The sequence below is a fragment of the Nocardia sp. MDA0666 genome (assembly GCF_003023875.1).
In the GTDB taxonomy this organism is placed as follows: domain Bacteria; phylum Actinomycetota; class Actinomycetes; order Mycobacteriales; family Mycobacteriaceae; genus Nocardia; species Nocardia aobensis.
In genome coordinates, this window is the sequence record NZ_PYHT01000026.1 from 1 (window position 1) to 20,805 (window position 20,805).

22 protein-coding genes are annotated in these 20,805 nt (G+C 68.1%); 12 read left to right on the top strand and 10 right to left on the bottom strand.

The window, feature by feature from the left end:
- Positions 1-166: 166 nt before the first annotated feature.
- Positions 167-565 (bottom strand): VOC family protein, encoded by a 399-nt coding sequence (locus tag C8258_RS26920; RefSeq protein ID WP_106957555.1) that lies wholly within the window; start codon positions 563-565, stop codon positions 167-169.
- 89 nt (positions 566-654) lie between these two features.
- Here C8258_RS26920 and C8258_RS26925 point away from each other — a divergent pair, with 89 nt between their 5' ends.
- On the top strand, positions 655-1,587 hold the full coding sequence (locus C8258_RS26925) for a YafY family protein (protein ID WP_106957556.1): 933 nt from the start codon (positions 655-657) through the stop codon (positions 1,585-1,587).
- A 9-nt stretch (positions 1,588-1,596) separates the two neighbouring features.
- Here C8258_RS26925 and C8258_RS26930 read toward each other — a convergent pair whose 3' ends face one another.
- The gene (locus C8258_RS26930) at positions 1,597-2,388 is read right to left on the bottom strand and encodes an SDR family NAD(P)-dependent oxidoreductase (RefSeq protein ID WP_233225364.1); all 792 of its coding nucleotides are present in this window, start codon (positions 2,386-2,388) and stop codon (positions 1,597-1,599) included.
- Between the two features lie 174 nt (positions 2,389-2,562).
- Here C8258_RS26930 and C8258_RS26935 point away from each other — a divergent pair, with 174 nt between their 5' ends.
- Complete coding sequence (locus C8258_RS26935) at positions 2,563-3,351, top strand: HAD family hydrolase (protein WP_233225365.1); 789 nt, start codon at positions 2,563-2,565, stop codon at positions 3,349-3,351.
- 46 nt (positions 3,352-3,397) lie between these two features.
- Here C8258_RS26935 and C8258_RS26940 read toward each other — a convergent pair whose 3' ends face one another.
- From C8258_RS26940 to C8258_RS26965, 7 genes are all read right to left on the bottom strand, one after another.
- Entirely contained in the window at positions 3,398-4,234 is an 837-nt protein-coding gene (locus tag C8258_RS26940; RefSeq protein WP_106957558.1) for a sirohydrochlorin chelatase, read from the bottom strand.
- Between the two features lies 1 nt (position 4,235).
- Positions 4,236-5,525 (bottom strand): sulfate adenylyltransferase subunit 1, encoded by a 1,290-nt coding sequence (locus tag C8258_RS26945; protein ID WP_106957559.1) that lies wholly within the window; start codon positions 5,523-5,525, stop codon positions 4,236-4,238.
- The gene (gene cysD, locus C8258_RS26950) at positions 5,525-6,457 is read right to left on the bottom strand and encodes a sulfate adenylyltransferase subunit CysD (RefSeq protein WP_086007204.1); all 933 of its coding nucleotides are present in this window, start codon (positions 6,455-6,457) and stop codon (positions 5,525-5,527) included. The genes C8258_RS26945 and cysD overlap by 1 nt, the downstream gene beginning before the upstream one ends.
- Positions 6,436-7,152: a phosphoadenylyl-sulfate reductase gene (locus tag C8258_RS26955; protein WP_106957560.1), complete on the bottom strand. Its 717-nt coding sequence runs from the start codon at positions 7,150-7,152 to the stop codon at positions 6,436-6,438. Before C8258_RS26955 ends, cysD begins: the two co-directional genes overlap by 22 nt.
- Positions 7,153-7,165: 13 nt before the next feature.
- Positions 7,166-8,944, bottom strand: a complete 1,779-nt coding sequence (locus tag C8258_RS26960; protein WP_106957561.1) for a nitrite/sulfite reductase — start codon at positions 8,942-8,944, stop codon at positions 7,166-7,168.
- A gap of 132 nt (positions 8,945-9,076) precedes the next feature.
- Positions 9,077-9,169 (bottom strand): Ms4527A family Cys-rich leader peptide, encoded by a 93-nt coding sequence (locus tag C8258_RS33725; protein WP_368854180.1) that lies wholly within the window; start codon positions 9,167-9,169, stop codon positions 9,077-9,079.
- Positions 9,170-9,343: 174 nt separating this feature from the next.
- Positions 9,344-10,333, bottom strand: a complete 990-nt coding sequence (locus C8258_RS26965) for a zinc-binding dehydrogenase (RefSeq protein ID WP_106957614.1) — start codon at positions 10,331-10,333, stop codon at positions 9,344-9,346.
- Between the two features lie 54 nt (positions 10,334-10,387).
- On the opposite strand from C8258_RS26965, the gene C8258_RS26970 reads away from it, so the two are divergent.
- The 10 genes from C8258_RS26970 to C8258_RS27015 all read left to right on the top strand — a co-directional run bounded on the left by C8258_RS26970 (position 10,388) and on the right by C8258_RS27015 (position 19,447).
- Positions 10,388-11,197: a helix-turn-helix domain-containing protein gene (locus tag C8258_RS26970; RefSeq protein WP_106957562.1), complete on the top strand. Its 810-nt coding sequence runs from the start codon at positions 10,388-10,390 to the stop codon at positions 11,195-11,197.
- A 45-nt stretch (positions 11,198-11,242) separates the two neighbouring features.
- Positions 11,243-12,445 (top strand): radical SAM family heme chaperone HemW, encoded by a 1,203-nt coding sequence (gene hemW, locus C8258_RS26975; RefSeq protein ID WP_106957563.1) that lies wholly within the window; start codon positions 11,243-11,245, stop codon positions 12,443-12,445.
- A gap of 225 nt (positions 12,446-12,670) precedes the next feature.
- Positions 12,671-13,240 carry a DUF3558 domain-containing protein gene (locus C8258_RS26980; RefSeq protein WP_106957615.1) on the top strand — a complete coding sequence of 190 codons (570 nt, stop codon included), beginning with the start codon at positions 12,671-12,673 and terminating at the stop codon, positions 13,238-13,240.
- 49 nt (positions 13,241-13,289) lie between these two features.
- On the top strand, positions 13,290-13,808 hold the full coding sequence (locus tag C8258_RS26985) for a hypothetical protein (protein ID WP_106957564.1): 519 nt from the start codon (positions 13,290-13,292) through the stop codon (positions 13,806-13,808).
- Positions 13,808-14,980, top strand: coding sequence for a WXG100 family type VII secretion target (locus C8258_RS26990; protein WP_106957565.1), 1,173 nt, complete (start codon positions 13,808-13,810; stop codon positions 14,978-14,980). The genes C8258_RS26985 and C8258_RS26990 overlap by 1 nt, the downstream gene beginning before the upstream one ends.
- Positions 14,981-15,092: 112 nt before the next feature.
- Positions 15,093-15,848, top strand: coding sequence for an ESX secretion-associated protein EspG (locus tag C8258_RS26995; RefSeq protein ID WP_106957566.1), 756 nt, complete (start codon positions 15,093-15,095; stop codon positions 15,846-15,848).
- A gap of 96 nt (positions 15,849-15,944) precedes the next feature.
- Positions 15,945-16,154, top strand: a complete 210-nt coding sequence (locus C8258_RS27000) for a hypothetical protein (RefSeq protein ID WP_036499694.1) — start codon at positions 15,945-15,947, stop codon at positions 16,152-16,154.
- Positions 16,155-16,387: 233 nt separating this feature from the next.
- Positions 16,388-17,419, top strand: coding sequence for a heat-inducible transcriptional repressor HrcA (gene hrcA, locus C8258_RS27005; RefSeq protein WP_036499751.1), 1,032 nt, complete (start codon positions 16,388-16,390; stop codon positions 17,417-17,419).
- A gap of 131 nt (positions 17,420-17,550) precedes the next feature.
- On the top strand, positions 17,551-18,699 hold the full coding sequence (gene dnaJ / locus C8258_RS27010) for a molecular chaperone DnaJ (protein WP_036499695.1): 1,149 nt from the start codon (positions 17,551-17,553) through the stop codon (positions 18,697-18,699).
- Between the two features lie 7 nt (positions 18,700-18,706).
- Positions 18,707-19,447 carry a 16S rRNA (uracil(1498)-N(3))-methyltransferase gene (locus C8258_RS27015; RefSeq protein ID WP_106957567.1) on the top strand — a complete coding sequence of 247 codons (741 nt, stop codon included), beginning with the start codon at positions 18,707-18,709 and terminating at the stop codon, positions 19,445-19,447.
- A gap of 39 nt (positions 19,448-19,486) precedes the next feature.
- Here the strand turns inward: C8258_RS27015 and C8258_RS27020 are convergent, their stop codons facing one another.
- Positions 19,487-20,761, bottom strand: a complete 1,275-nt coding sequence (locus C8258_RS27020) for an MFS transporter (RefSeq protein ID WP_106957568.1) — start codon at positions 20,759-20,761, stop codon at positions 19,487-19,489.
- Positions 20,762-20,805 lie beyond the last annotated feature (44 nt).

The following is a 20,805-nucleotide window of genomic DNA, read 5'->3' on the forward strand; positions in this document are numbered from 1 at the left end:
CCCGACCCGGCATCGTCGCGCCGAGCCACCCCGGCTTGGGCGCCACCCCCGGTGGTGGCTTCCACGGTGGTGGACTGGGCGGTGGGCTCGGCGGTGGTTTCCACGGCGGTTTCGGTCACTGACACCGCTCACCGAGCGGGTTCGGCCACCGATGCCGGGCCTGCGACTACGAGGCCGGGCGCTGATCGAGGACGTCGAGGTAATGCTGGTTGGACATGATGCCGAGCAGATTGCCGAACGGGTCGATCACCGAGGCGGTGACGAAGCCCGGACCGCGTTCGGTGACGGGCTGATGTTCGGCGGCGCCGAGTTCCCGGAGCCGCCGCAGGGACGCGTCCAGATCGTCGACATGCCAGTACAGCAGCGCGCCGCCGGTCCGGTGGGCGAGGTCCGGGCAGTAGCGGCGGTCGACGATGCCGAGTTCCTGCCGGTAGTCGCCGATGCGGAATTCGATATAGCCCGGAACCTCGAAATACGGTGCGGTATCCAGCAATTCGCTGTACCAGTGCTTGGCGGCGTCCAGGTCGTCGGCGTAGTAGGACACGGTCGTCATTCCTCGCAGCATGGGCTTCTCCTCGGTCGTTGCGGTGTCTCATACGATCTTCGCGCTCAAAGTGCTCACCGAATGAGCACTTTTCTGGGCAGAATTGCCGTATGCGCGCCGACCGTCTCATTGCCACGCTGCTCCTGATGCAGGCGAGGGGCCGGGTGACCGCCGCCGAGGTCGCCAGGGAGCTCGAGGTTTCCGTGGCGACCGCGCGCCGCGACCTCGAGGCGCTGTCGTCGGCCGGTGTTCCGGTCTATCCGCAGCCCGGTCGCGGCGGGGGCTGGGCGCTCGTCGGCGGCGCCCGGACCGATCTCAGCGGAATGAAAGCCGACGAGGCGCGGGCGCTGTTCCTGCTGCTCGGTCCGGCCGCCTCGGGCTCGCCGGCCACCCGCTCGGCGCTGCGAAAATTGTTGCGGGCCTTGCCGGAGACGTTTCGCGAGCAGGCGTTGGCCGCCTCGGCGGCGACGCTGATCGATCCGGCCGGCTGGGGCCGGCAGCCGCACGCCGAGCCGGCGGAGGTCGCGCTGTTGCAGCAGGCCGTCACCCGGCGGCGACCTGTCCGCTTCCGCTACGGTCCGGCCGGTCGCGAACGTGTCGTCGAGCCGTGGGGCGTCGTCGACAAGGACGCGGTGTGGTACCTGATAGCCGGAACCGACCGAGGGCGCCGGACCTATCGGGTCGATCGGATGAGCGAGGTGACCGTCGAAGACGGCGTCACCGTCGTCCCGGCGGATTTCGACCTGGCGCGGGCGTGGTCGGAAATCGTCGAACAGATGGAACGCCGCCGCGGCGACGTGTCGGCGATCGTGCACGCCGATGCCGGGATCGTGCCGGTCCTGCGTGATCGGCTGGGCCGGCACTGCGTCGAGGACGGTCCGGTCGACGACGGCCGGGTACGGCTGCGGATCAGCGCCCACCTGCCGCGCGCGATCGCCGAACAGCTCGCCGGATTCGGGGGACGCCTCGAAGTCGTCGCCCCCGAATCGATTCGGCGCGAGCTGGCCGCGCTGGCGGCCGAACTCACCGCGATCTATCGCTGATCCGAGGGCTCAGCGAGCGGTGAAACCACCGTCGACGGCGACCGCCGCGCCGGTGACGAAGCTCGCCTCGTCGGAGAGGAGGTAGGCGCACAGGGACGCGATCTCCTCCGCGCGGGCGATCCGGCCGAGGGGATGCAACGCCGCGACCGCTGCCTCGCCTTCGGGTGTCGCGCCCATCGACGAGCGGAAGGCGGGAGTATCCACCGCGCCCGAGACCAGGGCGTTGACCCGCACGCCCGCGGCGGCTGTCTCCAGCGCCACCGCGCGGGTCAGGCCGACCACGCCGTGTTTGGCCGCGACGTACGGAGCGACCGAGGCCATGCCGACCACGCCGAGGTTGGAGGCGTTGTTGAGAATCGCCCCGCCGCCGGACGCCAGCAGTGCCGGGACCTGGGATCGCAGGCCGAAGTACACGCCGGTGAGATTCAGTTCCAGATCCGCGCGCCAGCCGTTTTCGTCGATGTCCTGCACCGGGCCGAAGGAGTTGACCGCCCCGGCGTTGTTGAATGCCGCGTCCAGCCGCCCGAATTCGTCGATGGCGGTGCAGGTGAGCCGCTCCACGTCCTCGGCAACGGTGACGTCGGTCGGCACGAAGACCGCCCGTCCACCCTCGGAGCGAATGTCCGCGGCGATCCGGTCCCCGGCCTCCTTACCGCGGGAGCCCAGCACCACCGCGGCTCCCTCGGCCGCCACGCGCCGGGCCACGGCCGCACCGACCCCACTGCTTGCACCGGTGATCAGCACGACCTTCGATTCGAACCGGTTGTCCATTGTCGTCTCCATATCTGCTGTCGTCTCCATATCCGTTGTCCGCCACGTGATCTCGCGGCAGATGTCAGTCAAGTCGTGCGGAGCCGGCAAAGCTGGCGGGATTCGGACCTGTAGTTGATACGTCATGCAACGATCGGACCGGATACCGCCGGGTAACGGAGGCGTGGCTGTCAGTGCAGATGCACGATCGGTGACAATGACTCGGTGAACAGTCCTCGACTGATTGCCCTGGATGTGGACGGGACCATCCTGCAGGCGGGCGCCCCCATGAGTCCGCGGGTGCGTGCGGCGGTGCGCGCCGCGGTCGACGCGGGCGCCCACGTGGTGATCACCACCGGCCGCACCCTGCTGGCCACCCGTCTCGTGATGGAGGAGCTGGGACTCGAGGAGGGGCAGGCGCTGTGCTCGAACGGCGCTGTGCACGTCGACATTTCGAACTGGGAGCCGCTGGCTGTGCACACCTTCGATCCGGAACCGGCGGTCGCGACACTGCGTGCACTGCTGCCCGACATGGTGCTGTCGGTGGAGAAGGTGGGTGTGGGCACCTGGGCCACCGGCTACTACCCCGGCAGTTTCCGGCTCGGCGAATTCCGCTTCGTCGACGATGCGGAGTTGAGCCTGGAACCCACCACGCGGCTGAACGGCTGGTGGCCGGGCGGCAGCCTCGACGAAATGATCGACGCCGTCGGCGAACTCGATCTCCCCGGCGCCGGCTGGGTGCACGGCGAGGACGAACCGTGGCTGGTCGCGTCCAAACAGGGTGTGTCCAAAGGCTGGGCGCTGGAACAACTGCGCCTGGCCCTCGACATTCCGCTGGAGGAGACCCTTGCCATCGGCGACGGTTACAACGATATCGAAATGCTCACCTGGGCAGGGCATTCCGTCGCCATGGGGAATGCCGTAGCCCCGGTCCACGAGCTCGCCGACGAGACGACCGCCGATATCAGCGAGGACGGGGCGGCCCTGGTGCTGGAGCGCTGGTTCGGGGGATGAGCCCCGGCGCCCGAAGCCGCGCGACCGACGCGAGGCCGGCCCCGAATCAGGCCGAGAGTTCCAGGGACAGCCGCCCGGCGGCGTGATAACGGTCGAGCGCGACCTCCGTGAGAAGCCGGTGCGGCCCGATCGGGGGTGCGTGCACGAGGCCGGGTTCGGCGTCGGCCAGCCGATCGATGAGCAATCCGGGGGCGAGGAACCACGGGGCGACCATCACCCGGCGGGCTCCCCGGCTGCGCAGTTCCGACGCCGCTCGGGTCAGCGACGGCTGCGTGGTCGCGAAGCAGATAGCGGACCGCCATCCGGTGCCGTGTGTGAGCGCCGCCGCGACTTCGGCGGTGATCCGGTTGGCGGCAGCGGACGAGGAGCCGACGGCTGCGACCGCGACACCCAGGCCGGCGTCGTCGCGATCGGCGCCCGCGTCGAGCGCTCGATCCCGCAACGCCGCCACGAGTCGTGCGTCGGTTCCGAGCACATCGGCCTGCGTGATCCGCAGCAACGGATGCCGGTGGCGGGCGGCCGCCAGCATGCCGGGCAGGTCCACCCGGGCGTGAAACGCGCTGCCCAGCAGCAACGGAACGACGATGGCTTCGGTATGTCCCTGTGCCGCAACGGCATCGATGACCTGTTCCACCGAGGGGGTGTTCAGATCCAGGAATGCCAGTCGTACGTCGACATCCGGACGCTGTCGGGCGATCTCGGCGACCACGGCCGACATCGTCGCCGCGGACCGCGGATCACGGCTCCCGTGTGCGACCGCGATGAATGCCGGGGCGCGCCCGTTCCCGACTCCGGCAAGCCCGGTGCCGGAGGGCAACGCGGGCGCGGCGAACGGCCGCAGCGACCGCTCGCCGTTCCCGAATGCCGCACCGGCCGAACTCATCTCAGTTACCGACCTCGACCGAGGTCAGCACGTCGCCCACCAGGCCGGCGGCCAGGGTGTTACCGCCCGCCGGGTCGATGAGCAGGAAGCTGCCGGTGTAGCGGTTGACCCGGTAGTCGTCGGCCGCGATCGGCTCCGCGACGCGCACCGAGATGCGGCCGATATCGTTGAGCGCCAGCGATTCCGGATTCGGATCGGCGGCCAGGTTCTGCTCGTCGAACCGCTCGATCAGCGTGCCGACGATGGCCTGCGTGGTCCGGGTGCCGTGCTTGAGCAGCAGGCGGGCGCCGGGCCGCAGCGGCTTGTCGCCGAGCCAGCAGACGGTGGCGTCGAACGAATCGATCGGTTCGGGTGCGTCGGCGGCCGCGACGATGGTGTCGCCGCGCGAGATGTCGACCTCGTCGGTGAGCAGCAGGGTCACACTGCGGCCGGGCTGCGCGGAGGGCAGTTCGCCGTCGGCGGTATCGATGCGTTCGACCGTGGTCCGGATACCGGAGGGCAGCACCACGACCTCGTCGCCCTTGGACACCACGCCCGCGGCGACCTGCCCCGCATATCCGCGATAGTCCGGATACTCCGCCGTCCGCGGGCGGATCACGTACTGGACGGGGAAGCGCAGACCCACCTGATGGCGGCCGGTGCTGTCGGCATCGACCGGCACCGACTCCAGGTGCTCGATCAGCGAGGGACCGTCGTAGAACGGAGTTTTCTCCGACCGCGACGCGATGTTGTCGCCGTGCAGCGCCGACACCGGAATCTCCACCACGTCCTCGGCGGCCCAGCCGAGTTTGGCCGTCAGCTCGGTGAACTCGGCCACGATCTGCTCGAACACGGCCTCGGCATCGTCCACCAGATCGATCTTGTTCACCGCCAGCACCAGCTTCGGCACACCCAGCAGCGCCATCACCGCGGCGTGGCGCCGAGTCTGCTCGATGACACCCTTACGGGCGTCGACCAGCAGGATCACCAGCTGTGCCGTCGACGCGCCCGAGACGGTGTTGCGGGTGTACTGCACGTGGCCCGGGGTGTCGGCGAGCACGAAGGACCGCTTCGGCGTCGCGAAATACCGGTAGGCCACATCGATCGTGATGCCCTGTTCGCGTTCGGCGCGCAGCCCGTCGACCAGCAGCGAGAGATCGGGAGTGGCCAGACCCTTGTCGACCGAGGCCCGGGTGACGGCGTCGATCTGGTCGGCCAGCACCGATTTCGTGTCGTAGAGCAGACGTCCGACCAGTGTGGACTTGCCGTCGTCGACACTGCCGGCGGTGGCCAGTCTCAGTAGGTCGGACATCAGAAATAACCCTCTCGCTTGCGGTCTTCCATGGCGGCCTCGGAGACGCGGTCGTCGCCGCGGGTCGCGCCACGTTCGGTGAGTCGCGACGCGGCGACCTCGGCGAGGATGTCGTCGTTGGTCGCGGCATCGGAAAGTATTGCGCCGGTGGTGGATCCGTCACCGACGGTGCGGTAGCGCACCGACTTGACGACCAGTTCCTCACCCTCGCGCGGACCACCCCAGGAGCCGGGGGTCATCCACATGCCGTCGCGCTGGTACACCGGCCGCTCGTGCGCGTAGTAGATGGTCGCGAGTTCGACGTTCTCACGCGCGATGTAGCGCCAGATGTCGAGTTCGGTCCAGTTGCTCAGCGGGAACACCCGCACGTGCTCACCGGGCGCGTGCCGGCCGTTGTACAAGTTCCACAGTTCCGGGCGCTGCCGCTTCGGGTCCCAGCGGCCGAACGCGTCGCGCAGCGAGAAGATCCGCTCCTTGGCCCGCGAACGCTCCTCGTCGCGCCGGCCGCCGCCGAAGACCGCGTCGAAGCGATTCTCGGTGATGGCGTCCAGCAGCGGCACGGTCTGCAGCGGGTTGCGAATACCGTCGGGCCGTTCGGTGAGCCGGCCGTCGGCGAGGTACTCCTCGACGCTGGCGACGTGCAGCCGCAGCCCGTACTTCTCGACCACATGGTCGCGGAAGGCCAGCACCTCGTCGAGGTTGTGGCCGGTGTCCACGTGCAGCAGCGAGAACGGCAGCGGCGCGGGCCAGAAGGCTTTCAGCGCCAGGTGCAAAAGGACCGTGGAGTCCTTACCGCCGGAGAACAGGATCACCGGCCGCTCGAATTCGCCCGCCACCTCACGGAAAATGTGGATGGCTTCACTCTCGAGGGCGGCAAGGGTATCGAATTGTGTATCGGTCACCGTTGAAGTCATGAGGCGTGCAACCCGCATTCGGTCTTGGCGAGGCCGGCCCAACGGCCGCTTCGCGGATCGGATCCCGGTTCCGGCTTCCGTGTGCACGGAGCGCAACCGATGGACGGATATCCCTCCTCGACGAGAGGGTTGACGAGAATGCCGTGCTGGTCGATATACGCGGCCATCTCGTCGTCGGACCAGGCGGCGATCGGGTTGATCTTCACCAGGCCGAAGCCCTCGTCGAAGGAGATCAGGGGCGCGTTGGCCCGGGTCGGGGCCTCCACGCGCCGGATGCCGGTCACCCACGCGTTGTAGGGAGCCAGCGATTTCTTCAGCGGCACCACTTTGCGCAGCCGGCAGCATTCACCGGCGTCGCGGGCGAACAGATCCTTGCCGAGCAGCTGATCCTGTTCGGCGACAGTGTGTTCGGGCTGCACGTTCACGATGTTCACGCCGTACACGGTCTCGACCGCGTCCCGGGTGCCGATGGTCTCGGCGAAGTGGTAGCCGGTGTCGAGGAACAAAACGTCGACGCCGGGCCGTACCTGCGCGGCCAAGTGCACCAACACCGCGTCCTGCATATTCGAGGCGACGATGTAGCCGGAACCGAAGATGTCCTCGGTCCACTGCAGCAGTTCGGTCGCCGAGGCGTCCGGGCCCAGCTGCGCCGCGCCGTCCTCGGCGATCCTGCGCAGCTCGGCTTCGCTCAGCTTGTCCAAAGTGGTTGCCATACTGAATCTCCCGTTACCGAAGGTCGGCCTCGTCGGCGCGGACAGCCCATTGCGCGAACCGCTCGCCGTCGTTGCGGTTCTTGACGAAATTGCGGACCACACGCTCGATGTAGTCGCCGAGCTCCTCGCTGGTCACCTTGTGCTGACGCAGTTTGCGGCCGAAGGCGGCATCGAGCCCGAGAGTGCCGCCCAGATGAACCTGGTAGCCCTCGACCTGATTACCGTTGCCGTCGTCGACCAGCTGGCCCTTGAAGCCGATATCCGCGATCTGTGAGCGGCCGCAGGAGTTGGGGCAGCCGTTGATGTTGATCGTGACCGGCACATCGAGTTGCGCGTTGATGTCGGCCAGGCGCTGATCGAGTTCGGGCGCGAGCACCTGCGAACGCTTGCGGGTCTCCACGAACGACAGCTTGCAGAACTCGATACCGCTGCAGGCCAGCAGGTTTCGCCGCCAAGCGGACGGGCGGGCCTGAAGTCCGAGCGGCTCCAGCTCGCTGATCAGTTCCTCGACCTTGTCGTCGGGAACATCGAGCACCACGAGCTTCTGGTACGGGGTGAACCGGATCCGATCGGCGCCGATCCGCTCGACCGCGTCGGCGACCTTGGTCAGGATCGTGCCCGACACGCGGCCCGCGATGGGGGAGAAGCCGATCGCGTTGAGCCCGTTGCGCAGCTTCTGCACACCCACATGGTCGATGGGACGGGTGGGCTTCTCCGGCGCCGGGCCGTCGATGAGCTTGCGCTGCAGGTACTTGGTCTCGAGAACTTCTCGGAATTTCTCGACGCCCCAGTCCTTGATCAGGAACTTCAACCGCGCCTTCGTCCGCAGGCGGCGGTAGCCGTAATCGCGGAACAGCGAGACGACCGCCTCCCACACATCGGGCACCTCCTCGAGCGGCACCCAGGCGCCGACGCGCTGAGCGAGCATCGGGTTGGTGGACAGGCCGCCGCCGACCCACAGATCGAAACCGGGCCCGTGCTCGGGGTGTTCGACGCCGATGAAGGCCACGTCGTTGATCTCGTGGACCACATCCTGCTGGCCGGAGATCGCGGTCTTGAACTTGCGGGGAAGGTTCGAGTACTCCTTCTTACCGATGTAGCGGCGGGTGATCTCCTCGACCGCCCAACTGCCGTCGATGATCTCGTTCAGCGACTCACCGGCCAGCGGGGAGCCGAGCACCACGCGCGGGCAGTCGCCGCAGGCCTCGGTGGTCTGCAGGCCGACCGCCTCGATGCGCCGCCAGATCTCCGGGACGTTCTCGATCTCGATCCAGTGGTACTGGAGATTCTCGCGATCGGACAGGTCGGCGGTGTCGCGGCCGAACTCCGTGGAGATCTGACCGAGGGTGCGTACCTGCTCGACGTTCAGCGCGCCGCCGTCGCAGCGGATGCGCATCATGAAGTACTTGGCTTCGAGCAGATCGATGTTCTCGTCACCGGTCCAGGTGCCGTCGTAGCCCTGCTCGCGCTGGGTGTAGAGGCCCCACCAGCGGAAGCGGCCGCGCAGATCGCTCTTGTCGATCGAGTCGAATCCGCCCTTGGCGTAGATGTTCTCGATGCGCGCGCGGACGTTGAGCGGATTGTCGTCCTTCTTGCTCTGTTCGTTCGGGTTCAACGGCTCCCGGTAACCGAGGGCCCACTGGCCCTCGGACTTGCGGCGGACCGGCTTGCCGGTGCGTTCGCGCGGCCCGGAGGCCTCCGGACGGGGCCGGGCACGACGCTCACGGGCGAGGCGTTCACGATCGGCGCGAACGGACTCGGGGGTGGGACCGGCGTCGGTACTCGACGTCATAGGGTCGCTCCTGAAGAAGATGGATCAGGCCTTGCGGCAGGCGGGAGGGGCTGGCTCGCGCCTTCGGTGTTCAGCGAATCGGACCGATGGGCATCGCGACGGATGCCGGGAACCGGGAGAGGGGAGGCCGAGCTACCGGAGGCGATCCGGCAGACAACTGGCACTGCAGACACGCTTGAAGTCGACATGGCGGCGCGCCACGAGTCGTACTCCAAGTCCGGTCATGAAAGTTATTGTGCCATGTCAGATGGGTCTTTCCGACGGGTGGGTCATATTCTCCGCAAAAAAGCGGGAAATTCCCTGGACGGCCGTCCTAATTTGTGAGATGCGTCATAGATCAAGCGGATTCGCCGATTGCCGTACCGGTGGGTCCGTTCGGAGGGGTGCCGAGCGGGTCGGTCAGGGCAGCATCACGAGCTTTCCGGCCGCCTCGTCGTTCTCCATCCGGCGGTGGGCCGCGGCGATGTCGTCCAGCGCGACAACCTGGTCGATGTTCGGAGGCAGAACACCCGCTTCGACGCTGTCGACGATGCGCTGCAATACGGCCGTGCTGCCCACGCACTCGTCGCTGTGGAAGGCGGTGAGCACGGTTCCGGACGGGATCATCGCGATCGGCTCGAAGTCCGGGATCAGCCATCCACTGAGCGAGCCCGCCACACAGACCGTGCCGCCGCGGCGAACCAGACGAAGCGAATCCACCGCCGTGCGCGCCCCGACCAGATCCAGGACGTAGTCGGGGCCCCCGGGCCAGATCGCCTGCACCGCCTCGGCCAGGGATCCGCCGTCGTCGGCCAGGACATGATCGGCGCCGGCCGCGATCAGCGCCGACACCTTCGCGGGCCGGCGGGTCGTGGTCACGGTGTCGATACCCTCGGCGGCCGCGAGGGAGATCGCGGCCATGCCCACCGACGAGGTTCCGCCGCGAATCAGCAGCCGTGCTTGCCGCCCCGCGGACAGGACGCCCGAGGTCGCCAGCGCACCGTGCGCGGTCAGATAGGTTTCGGGCAGCGCGGCCAGTACGTGCCACGGCAATGTGGTCCGGATCGGCATCAGCAGCGTGTTCGGCAGCAACGCGAATTCCGCGTATCCGCCGTCGAATTCGCGTCCCATCCCGCCCATCACCGCCGCGACCGTCGTCCCCTCCGGCAGGCCGGGATCGGTCGAGGCCGCCACATCGCCCACGCATTCGATACCGAGTACGCGCGGGAACCTCACCGCCGGGGAATGGCCCTGCCGGGTTCGCAGTTCCGACCGATTCACCCCCGCCCCGCGCACCCGTACCAGACTCCATCCCGGCCGGACCCGGGGAATCGGGCGCTCTCCGATCTCCAGCACTTCCGGCCCGCCCGCCCGCACACAGACCGCCGCACGCATCGTCGTCTCGCTCATGCGTTCACAGTCGTGGACCATCGAGGCGGCCGACCACCGATAGAATGCCACGTTATGCCCGTTCGCCGCCACGCCGCCGAAACGGGTCCGACGTCGCGGCTGTGGCCGTCCGGGGGCGTTCACCAGTGGGCTTCCGGAGCGTCGAGTTCGGTCCACGCACATGCGCGCGGACATCTGGTGTACGCCGCCCGCGGTGTGCTGTCGGTGCACACCGAGCGCGGGACGTCGATCGTGCCGGCCAGCCGAATCGGCTGGACCCCAGCCGGATTCACGCATCAGCACCGCGCGCACGGACGCACCGACATGCGGATCGTCTTTCTCCCCGCGGCGCCGGCCCGGCTGCTACCGGATCGCCCCGCCGTCTTCGGGGCCACGGATCTGGCCCGCGAGGTCTTCCTCAGTCTCACCGGGCCCCGCGACCACGACCGCGGCGCGCGCGCCCGACTGCATCGCGTTCTCGTCGATGAGCTCCGGGAAGCCCATGAGCAGCCGCTGCAACTGCCGCAACCTCGCGACGACCGATTGCAGGCCGTCGCGCGGATCCTGTACGACAATCCCGCCGACACCACCCCGCTGGCCGAACTCGGGCGGGCGGTCGGTGCGGGTGCGCGCACGCTGAGCCGGCTGTTCCACGACGAGCTCGGCATGACCTTCTACGAATGGCGCACCCAGCTGCGCATCTCGCACGCTCTCGTGCTGCTCGCCGAAGGGCACGACGCCACATATGCCGCGCACGCCTGCGGGTGGGCGAACCCCAGCGGTTTCATCGCGGCGTTCACCGAGATCGTCGGCACCACTCCCGGCAGATATGCCCGCTCGCATCGGACCCATCATGGGCGACCGGCGCCGGAAGCGGTCGACTAACCGGTGTGCCGCCGGTCACTGCGGCGCAGCGGGCACACTGGTGGGGTGACCGCATCCGCTCCCGAACAGACCACCGCCGCGCCGACGCTGCGCGATTTCGGCGGCGGGCCGTTCGGGATCTACGTGCATGTTCCGTTCTGTGCGACGCGCTGCGGTTACTGCGATTTCAACACCTATACGGCGGGCGAGCTGGGTTCCAGCGCCTCGCCGGAGTCGTGGCTCGAGGCGCTGCGCGGAGAATTGTCCACGGCGGCAGCGGCTTTCGCGGAACTGCCGAGCGCGCAACCCCCGGTCTCGACGGTGTTCGTCGGCGGCGGCACCCCGTCGCTGCTGGGCGGTGAGGGCCTGGCCGACGTCCTCGCCGCCATTCGCGCCGAATTCTCCCTCGCCGCCGACGCGGAGGTGACCACGGAATCCAATCCGGAGTCCACCTCACCGCAGTTCTTCGAGCGCATCCGAACCGCCGGGTACACCCGCGTCTCGCTCGGCATGCAATCGGCCGCGAGCCACGTCCTGCGCATCCTGGACCGTACCCACACCCCCGGCCGCGCCGTGGCCGCCGCTCGCGAGGCGCGAGCCGCCGGTTTCGACCACGTCAACCTCGACCTGATCTACGGCACACCCGGTGAATCCGACGCCGACCTCGACGCCAGCCTCGACGCGGTCCTCTCCGCCGGGGTCGACCACGTCTCCGCCTACTCCCTGATCGTCGAGGACGGCACCGCCATGGCCCGCAAGGTCCGCCGCGGCGAACTCTCCGCACCCGACGAAGACACCCTCGCCGCCCGCTACGAACGCATAGACGCCCGCCTCGCCGCCGCCGGCTTCGACTGGTACGAGGTATCCAACTGGGCCACAACACCTTCCGCCCGCTGCCGGCACAACCTCGGCTACTGGGACGGCGGCGACTGGCTCGGCGCCGGCCCCGGCGCGCACAGCCACCTCGGCGGGGTGCGCTGGTGGAACGTCAAGCATCCGGGCCGCTACGCCGAACGCATCGCCTCCGGCGCCGGACTGCCCGCCGCCGGATGGGAGGCACTGACGGACGCGGAGCAGTACACCGAACGGGTGATGCTGCGCGTGCGCTTGCGTTCTGGACTACCGGTCGAGGAGTTGGACGCCGATGGGCGTGCGGCACTCGAGGGAGTGGTCGCCGAGGGGCTGGCCCGGGTGGCCGATGGTCGGCTCGTTTTGACCGATCGAGGGCGCCTGCTCGCCGATGGAGTCGTCCGCGATCTGCTGAGCTGACAGTCGCCGTCTCTCGGGCGATGTGACGGCAGGTACGCAGCGTTTCCGAATAATCCTGCGGCACAGACCCTATCGACGTACCCGATCTGCCAGACCTCATAGGTTCCGGCAAGTCGTTACCTTTGCGCACCACTGGTTCTGCCGGTACCGTCTAACGAGCTTGACGGGGGCGGGTGAGCCGGTCCGGCCCCGAGCGATGCGACACCGGCAGACGTGAGGGGCGAGATGGCCAGCTGGGGGAAGGCGGCGCGGGGGATTGCGCTCGGTGTGGGCGTCGTTGCGGTGGTAGCCGGGTGCAATTCGGGCGGGGGATCGAAGGGGAATGCCACGAGTGCCCCCGCATCTGCGACTGTCGCATCGGACGTGCCGGCGGGTTTCGATCCGTGTAAGGACCTTCCGCAGTCATTGCTCGTATCCGAAAAATTGATCAAGCCGGATCCCGACAAACAAGACGGCGCAGGCGGCATCAAATGGCGGGGTTGTGGATGGATTCAATCCGACGGCTACAGTGCGACAATTGACATGACCAACATCACTTTGCCGATGGTTCGCGCCAACAAAGACTTCACTGTCGACCAGGAGTTGAATGTTGGTGGACGGCCCGCGTTGACGTCACACGTCGGACAGCAGAATTCCCAGGCGGACTGTGCCATCAACGTGGAGCTCAAGGGCGGGAGTCTGGAGATCAGCATCGACAACCCCCCAGGGCGGAGGAAGTCGGCCGGGGAGGACGCGTGCGGCATCGCCCAACGCCTTGCCGAAGGCATCATTCCTGCGATTCCCGCGACGCTGTAACGCGAGACGCGCAGCGAGGCTGTATTGACGGGAAGGGGAGGAATCGCCGATGGCTGATAACGGCGCACCGCAACAAGGGCCGCTTGTTGGTCTGATCAATGAGGCGCAGAACGGAAACCTCACGACCAGATTCAGTGACAGCATTCGTGTAAATGCTGACGAATTTGTCTATATCGAGCGCGACTGTCAAGCATTCAAAGATGAAATCCAGCAGCTTCAGCGAATTGCGCAGAATATTTCTCGTCGTGAGCATTGGGGCTTGGGTGAGTCCACAGAAGATCTGCAGTCGGCCAGAGTCTTGGTCGGCTGGTTTCGTGGTAAGGCGATGATAACCGACCCTTCGCGAGATACCGCCAACAATGTTTATGACATTCTCCAGCAGCATTATCAAATCGTCGATGACATCCAGAATCTCCATCGCACGATTGCTCAAAAGTACATGGAGACCGACCAAGAGTTCGCTGCCGAATACAACGCGCTGATGGCCGAAGCCGCACCCAGTCCTATCGGCATCGTGCAAATTCAGCCCGGCATCGTTCCCCAGAGCCCCGCGGTGGGAGCCCCGTAATGGCCACGGGCAATGAAAACCCCAGGATTACCAACGGCGGTGAGAACCCCGACAGCTGGACCCATCAGAAGATCTACGACTCCTTCGTCGGCCTGAACACCACCGAGGCGAACCATGGGTGCGGTGAATACGAGGAGATCGCCCGGCGGTGGAATTCGGCGGCGGAGTTGTTCGCGGCCCGCATTCACAACTCCAGTTCGGCGGCGTGGGAGGGCCCGGCGGCGACGTCGACGCGTGACGCGATCAACAGGTATGCGCAACGGGCGCTGGATCTGGTGACTCCGTTGAATCAACTCGCGCAACGGGTTTCGTCGACGGTCGACGGTGTGGACAAGACGAGAACCATCGTGGACAAACCGCCGGCGCACGCGTCGGGGTGGAATCCGACGAGTTGGCAGATGCTCGGTATGCATGGTCCCAGTTCGCCGTCGGTCCGGGGCGATTGCGAGAACGCTGCCCGGGAGGCTATGCGGGACCATTATGTGAAGCAGTTCGTCGCCGCGGACGGGCAGATTCCGGTTCTGCCGGTACCGGACAATCCGGCCGACCCGTTGTACAAACCGCCGGGGACGGCTGTCGCTCCGCCTCCCGCAGGTCCGGGGCCCGGACCCGGCCCGGGACCCGCTAATTCCACTCCCGGTCCAGGGCAGCCCGGGAGCCCGACCGACAACACCCCGTCGACGAGTCCGTCGTCCACCGCTCCGTCGTCGACGACGCCCTCCGGTCTCGGTTCGCCGGCGAATTCTCCGACCACCCCCAGTGCCGTGGACCCGTCCGGATCGGGGGCCTCGACGATGCCCAGCGGCTTGTCGGGCGGAGCTGGCGGGCTGTCCGGCGGCGGTTACCCCGGCGGCGGTCTCGGCGGCCTGCCCGGCGGGTCGACACCCGGCGGTCCGGGGCGCAGCGTCCTGGGTGGCCCGGCCGGCACCGCGGCGAACGCGGCCGCCACCGGCGGCGCGCTCGGAGGCAGGACGGGGACCTCGGGTATGCCCGGTATGGGCGGCTTGGGTGGTGCCAAAGGGAAGTCCGAGGGCGAGGAGAAGACCCATGATCTGCCCGAGTGGCTGCGGAATATGGAGAACACCGAGGAGTTGCTCGGTCCCGCTCCACGAACCATTCCGGGCGGAGTGATCGGCGGCGACTATGCCGAGCCGCCGACCGGTTCCGGCTGATCGCACCGGTCTCCGGCTCGCCCCTGTCACCCGAATCCGTCTGATTCGCTGCCGTTCTCGTGATCATCGAGTCCGGCGGTGCTGTCTCGCATGATCGGAGCGTTTTCCCACGATGGCCGAATGGAGTTGGGACCCGGACGATTTCGCGGTCCTGTGGTACAGCGATGCCAACGACCGGATACCGGTGCCACTGCGCTACACCAGCAAGCTGGCCACCAACGACGAGGTCACCGCACACCGGGCCGCCGTGCGTGCCCGATACGGCACCGACGAGTTCGAGCAGCTGAATCTGGCGCTGCACACGCTCACCACATCCGAACTCCGCATCGAAATCCACGGCGAATCGGCGGTTCTCGGCAAGGGCAGGCCGCGCGAGTATCGCGTGATCGGCGCGCGCACCCCCTACCACGCGGTGATGCTCACCCAGACCGCCGACGGCGACGTCGACGGTCCCATCCGCTGCCGGCTGTTCCCCACCGACCAACTCGCCGGCCGCCTGGCCGCCATCGTGCCCGGATTCCCTCCGGGAAACGGGAAGCCGGACACCTTCCACATCGACGACCTGCGCGGCCCGGACGACGGCTATACCCGCAACTCCGCGCGCGACCGTTTCCACCGCCTCACCGCCCGCCCCCTCGACGGCACCGGTATGGCGGGCCTGCTGGCCGGTTATCTGCACAGCCGCCCCGACCCCTGGAACATTCTGGGATGGTTCGACGTCACCGGTGACGGGCGTTATCTGCGGGAGCAGTCCCGCGAGCACATCGCCATTCGCCCGGCGGCGAGCCGAGATCTGGCCGCGCACTTCGAGACCTGGATCGACCGAGCCGTGCGCCGCCTGCGCGAGGAGCAACCCGCCACCTGGTAGCGGTCCGGTGGATCGGCCGATTTCGCCCGGAATTCGGCGCTGCCGCCCGGGCGCGGGCCCGGACAGCGTAGGGTTCGAGGCAACTTGAGGAGATCCATGTCACAGGCACGCCACATCACACTTGTCCACGAGCAGAGCGAGTTCGCCGAAACGCGTGCCGCGGAGAAAGCCGAGGCCGCGCGGCGCGGCGCGCTCGCCGCGCGGGCGGTGGCCAGTCATTCGACTGGAGTCGACGACTGCCAGGCGCTGCTGACGATGCTCGGATTGGATGCGGCGGCAGGCAAACTCGTCGCCGAATCGGACTGAGTTCGCGCATCGGGCGACGATCGGACGTCGTCGCCCGCGCCTCCCGTGCTTCCACCCCGTTCCGCTGCGCGACCGGGCGCCCGGCGCCGGTCCGGTACCACTGTGCGACCTCACACGCGGGAACTTGTCCGCACAGGAACTAAACTGGTGTCGGATCAACCGGGAATCCGCGCGGTCGATGCTGCCCGTCTGTGGCCGTGTGGACCCCGAAGGCGAGCGAGGAGGTGGGGCCGATGTCGAGCACCGAGAAGCGGCGGCTGGAGGTCCTGCGCGCGATCGTCGCGGACTACATCGCGACCAAGGAGCCGATCGGTTCGAAAACGCTGGTGGACAAGCACAATCTGGGTGTCTCCAGCGCAACCGTGCGCAACGATATGGCGGTCCTCGAGGCTGAGGGCTACATCACTCAGCCGCACACGAGCTCCGGTCGCATCCCGACCGACAAGGGCTATCGCCAGTTCGTGGACAACATCGCCGAAGTCAAGCCGCTGTCGAATGCGGAGCGCCGCGCGATCATGGAGTTTCTCGAAAGCGGCGTGGACCTCGACGACGTCCTGCGCCGCGGGGTGCGGTTGCTGGCGCAGCTGACCCGGCAGGTCGCGATGGTGCAGTACCCGACGGTCTCGGCGTCGACCGTGCGCCACCTGGAGGTGGTGGCCCTCAATCCGGCCCGGCTGCTGCTGGTCGTGATCACCGACACCGGGCGGGTCGACCAGCGGCTCGTCGACCTGGGGGCGGTGATCGACGACGAGGATCTCGCCGCATTACGCGGCATGCTCGGCAAGGCGATGGACGGTAAGCGTCTGTCCGCTGCCTCGAGCGCCGTCGCGGCGTTGCCGGAGAACGCACCCGCCAGGCTGCGTGATGTCCTGGTCCGGGTGTCGACCGTGCTGGTCGAAACGCTGGTGGAACATCCGGAGGAGCGGTTGGTGCTGGGCGGCACGGCCAACCTGACCCGCAACGCCGGCGACTTCGGCTTCCCGGGTTCGCTGCGTGCCGTACTCGAGGCGCTCGAGGAGCAGGTGGTGGTGTTGAAGCTGCTGGCCGCCGCGCAGCAGCCCGGCACGGTGACGGTGCAGATCGGCGAGGAGACCCGGGTCGAGCAGATGCGCGGCACCTCGGTGGTATCCACCGGGTACGGTATGCCGGGTACCGTGCTGGGAGGTATGGGAGTGGTCGGCCCGACCCGGATGGACTACCCCGGCACGATCGCCTCGGTCGCCGCGGTCGCCCGTTATATCGGTGAGGTGCTCGCGGAACGATGAGCCCGCCCCGGTAACCGGGATCCGCGCCGGCCGGCAACCGAGTTCGCCGGTCGGCCACAGTGAACATGGCAGCATCGGCTGCGAGCAGGGATGCTGGACGACACCCATTCGGAACAGGACTAGAGACTCAAGTGGCACGGGACTACTACGGAATCCTCGGCGTCGGGCGCAATGCGTCCGACCAGGAGATCAAACGCGCCTACCGCAAGCTGGCCCGGGAACTGCACCCCGACGTCAACCCGGATCCGGACGCGCAGGAGCGGTTCCGCGAGGTATCCACCGCCTACGAGGTTCTCACCGACTCCGAGAAACGCCGCATCGTCGATATGGGCGGCGACCCGATGGAATCGGCGGGCGCGGGCGGTGGCTTCTCCGGCGCCGGCTTCGGCGGTCTGGGCGATGTGTTCGAGGCCTTCTTCGGCGGTATGAACGCGACCAGTTCGCGCAAACCGCGCGGCCGGGTGCAACCGGGCGCGGATTCGCTGCTGCGGACCAGGCTGTCGCTGGCCGAATGCGCGGTCGGCGTCACCAAGCACCTCACCGTCGACACCGCGGTGCTCTGTGATCTGTGCCAGGGTTCGGGCACCAACGGCAATTCCAAGCCGGTGCGCTGTGAGACCTGTGGCGGCGCGGGTGAGGTACAGACCGTGCAGCGGTCCTTCCTGGGGCAGGTCATGACGTCCCGGCCGTGTCCGACCTGCCGCGGTACCGGCGAGACCATCCCCGATCCCTGCCGCAAATGCGGTGGCGACGGCCGGGTGCGTGCGCGCCGCGAGATCGCCGCGCCGATTCCGGCCGGTGTGGCCAACGGCATGCGGGTGCGGCTGGCCGCACAGGGTGAGATCGGCCCCGGCGGCGGACCGGCCGGCGACCTCTACGTCGAGATCGTGGAGCAGCCGCACGACACCTTCGTCCGCGACGGCGACGATCTGCACTGCACGATCCGGGTTCCGATGGTCGACGCCGCACTCGGCACCACGGTGGTCATCGACACCATCCTGGACGGGCCCACCGAACTGACCATTCCGCCGGGCACCCAGCCGGGTGAGGTGTCGGTGCTGCGCGCCCACGGCATGCCGAAGCTGCGCTCCAGCTCGCGCGGCGATCTCGTCGCGCACCTGGACATCGTGATCCCGACCAAACTGGACAACAAGCAGTTCGATCTGCTGCGCAAGTATCAGGCGATGCGCAACGGCGAACACACCGAGGTGCTCTCGGCCCAGTCCGAACACAACAGCGGATTGTTCGCGCGGTTGCGCGCCTCGTTCAGCGGTCGCTGACAACGCCGTGGCCGCAACGGTTTTCTACCTCGACGACATTCCGCCGGTCGGCGCGGTCGCGGTGCTCGACGGCCCCGAGGGACGGCACGCCGCGACCGTGCGCCGCATCCGGGTCGGCGAGCCGATCACGCTCTCCGACGGTGCGGGACTGCTCGCCGAATCCGAGGTCGTCGCCACCGGCCGGGATCGACTGGACCTGAAGGTGCTCGACCGGGTGGTCGCCCCACCCGTGTCGCCCCCGGTGACGGTGGTGCAGGCACTGCCCAAATCGGATCGCTCCGAACTCGCGGTCGAATCGATGACCGAGGCGGGCGCCGACGTGATCGTGCCGTGGCAGGCCGCTCGGTGTGTCGCGAACTGGGAAACCAAGGCGCGCAAGGGCGTCGAGAAATGGCGTGCGGCGGCCCGGTCGGCGGCCCGGCAGTCGCGGCGGGCCTACATTCCCGAGGTCGCCGATCTGCACCGCACCGCGGATGTGGCCGAGCTGGTCCGGAAAGCCATCGCGGACAACGGCATCGCGATCGCGCTGCACGAATCCGCGGCGGCACGATTCGCCGAGCTGCCGTTCCCGCAGACCGCGCCGATCGTGTTGATCGTGGGCCCCGAAGGCGGCCTGGACGCGTCGGAGCTGGATGCGCTCACCGCGGCGGGTGCCACGGTCGCGCTGTTGGGACCGACCGTGCTGCGCACGTCCACCGCCGCGGCGGTCGCGCTCGGTGCGCTGGGGGCCTTGACTCCGCGCTGGTAGGTCGCGTCGTCGGGACGGTAGGTGCCATCGGCGGCGCGGTCATTCCACCGGGCGATCGCGCCGAGTGCCGGCGTACGTCCCGGCCGATCGCCGAGACGCGATGTCCGACCGCCGGCGAAATCCGAGGTTCGCGACCAAGCCGGCCGCGACGACGATGAGCACGCCCACGTACAGCACCACTCCGGCCCACCCGTGCCAGCTGTAGGCCAGACCCGCCAGCGCTCCGACGATCGAACTGCCCACGTAGTAGGCGAACAGGTACAGCGAGGAGGCGGCCGCGCGATTGCCGGTCGCGGTGGCGCCGACCCAGGCGCTGGCCACCGCGTGCGCGCCGAAGAAGCCCGCGGTGAACAGCAACAGCCCCGGCAGCAGGATCGCGAGATGGTCCGGAATGGTCAGCAGCAGACCGAGTCCCATCGTCACGATGGAGATCGCCACCACCGGGAATCGGCCGATCCGATCGGCGAACCGGCCCGCCGCGGTGGACGAGACCGTGCCGGACAGATACATCAGGAAGACCGCACCGGCGGTGGCCGCCGACAACCCGAACGGCGACTGGATGAGCCGGTAGCCGAGGAAGTTGTACACCGAGACGAATCCGCCCATCAGCAGGAAGGCCAACGCGAAGAGCGGTAGCAGCGCGCGATTGCGCAGATGTGCGGCGAGATCGCCCAGCAGCGCGCCGACGCCGAGGGGCCGTGCGACGAAGTAGCGCGAGGGCGGCAGCATCCGCACGAACCACACCGTGCACAGCGCGGCGCCCACCGCGAAAATCGTTGCGCCCCAACGCCAGGACGCCACTTCCAGGGTGAAGGCGGGAATCAGCCGACCGGCCAGACCGCCGATGGTGGTGCCCGAGACGTAGATGCCCATCGCCGCGCCCAATCCGGCCGAACCGATCTCCTCGGCGAGATAGGCCATCGCCACCGCGGGGACGCCGGCCACGGCGATGCCCTGAACAGCCCGGCCCGCCAGCAGAACGTCCAGGTTCGGGCTGAACGGCAGCAGCAGGCCGATGACGCTGGTCGCCACCGCGGACGCGATCATGACGCGGGTGCGGCCGAACCGCCCCGACAGCACGCTCACCGGCACGATCGCCACCGCCAGCAGACCCGTGGTCAGCGAGACCGCCAGTGCGGCGTGCGCGGGCGTCGCGCCGAAGGCCGTCGACAGGCTCGGCAGCAGCGCCTGCGCGCTGTACATCGACCCGAAGGTGGTGAGTCCGGCCGCGAAGAGTGCGAGGGTGATCCGGCGTTCGTGGCGCGCGTCCTCGGCCGTCCGGGTGGGAGCGGTGGTCACGGTCGCGCTGGTCATTCCTCCACCGTGGCTCGGTGCGGCTGGAAAAGGAAATGCATAAT

Excerpts from the sequence above, each read along its gene's own strand:
- C8258_RS26920 (WP_106957555.1), bottom strand. The coding sequence starts at position 565 with ATGCTGCGAGGAATGACGACCGTGTCCTACTACGCCGACGACCTGGAC.
- C8258_RS26925 (WP_106957556.1), top strand. The coding sequence starts at position 655 with ATGCGCGCCGACCGTCTCATTGCCACGCTGCTCCTGATGCAGGCGAGG.
- C8258_RS26930 (WP_233225364.1), bottom strand. The coding sequence starts at position 2,388 with ATGGAGACGACAGCAGATATGGAGACGACAATGGACAACCGGTTCGAA.
- C8258_RS26940 (WP_106957558.1), bottom strand. The coding sequence starts at position 4,234 with ATGAGTTCGGCCGGTGCGGCATTCGGGAACGGCGAGCGGTCGCTGCGG.
- C8258_RS26945 (WP_106957559.1), bottom strand. The coding sequence starts at position 5,525 with ATGTCCGACCTACTGAGACTGGCCACCGCCGGCAGTGTCGACGACGGC.
- cysD (WP_086007204.1), bottom strand. The coding sequence starts at position 6,457 with ATGCGGGTTGCACGCCTCATGACTTCAACGGTGACCGATACACAATTC.
- C8258_RS26955 (WP_106957560.1), bottom strand. The coding sequence starts at position 7,152 with ATGGCAACCACTTTGGACAAGCTGAGCGAAGCCGAGCTGCGCAGGATC.
- C8258_RS26960 (WP_106957561.1), bottom strand. The coding sequence starts at position 8,944 with ATGACGTCGAGTACCGACGCCGGTCCCACCCCCGAGTCCGTTCGCGCC.
- C8258_RS33725 (WP_368854180.1), bottom strand. The coding sequence starts at position 9,169 with ATGACCGGACTTGGAGTACGACTCGTGGCGCGCCGCCATGTCGACTTC.
- C8258_RS26965 (WP_106957614.1), bottom strand. The coding sequence starts at position 10,333 with ATGAGCGAGACGACGATGCGTGCGGCGGTCTGTGTGCGGGCGGGCGGG.
- C8258_RS26970 (WP_106957562.1), top strand. The coding sequence starts at position 10,388 with ATGCCCGTTCGCCGCCACGCCGCCGAAACGGGTCCGACGTCGCGGCTG.
- C8258_RS26980 (WP_106957615.1), top strand. The coding sequence starts at position 12,671 with ATGGCCAGCTGGGGGAAGGCGGCGCGGGGGATTGCGCTCGGTGTGGGC.
- C8258_RS26985 (WP_106957564.1), top strand. The coding sequence starts at position 13,290 with ATGGCTGATAACGGCGCACCGCAACAAGGGCCGCTTGTTGGTCTGATC.
- C8258_RS26990 (WP_106957565.1), top strand. The coding sequence starts at position 13,808 with ATGGCCACGGGCAATGAAAACCCCAGGATTACCAACGGCGGTGAGAAC.
- C8258_RS26995 (WP_106957566.1), top strand. The coding sequence starts at position 15,093 with ATGGCCGAATGGAGTTGGGACCCGGACGATTTCGCGGTCCTGTGGTAC.
- C8258_RS27000 (WP_036499694.1), top strand. The coding sequence starts at position 15,945 with ATGTCACAGGCACGCCACATCACACTTGTCCACGAGCAGAGCGAGTTC.
- hrcA (WP_036499751.1), top strand. The coding sequence starts at position 16,388 with ATGTCGAGCACCGAGAAGCGGCGGCTGGAGGTCCTGCGCGCGATCGTC.
- C8258_RS27020 (WP_106957568.1), bottom strand. The coding sequence starts at position 20,761 with ATGACCAGCGCGACCGTGACCACCGCTCCCACCCGGACGGCCGAGGAC.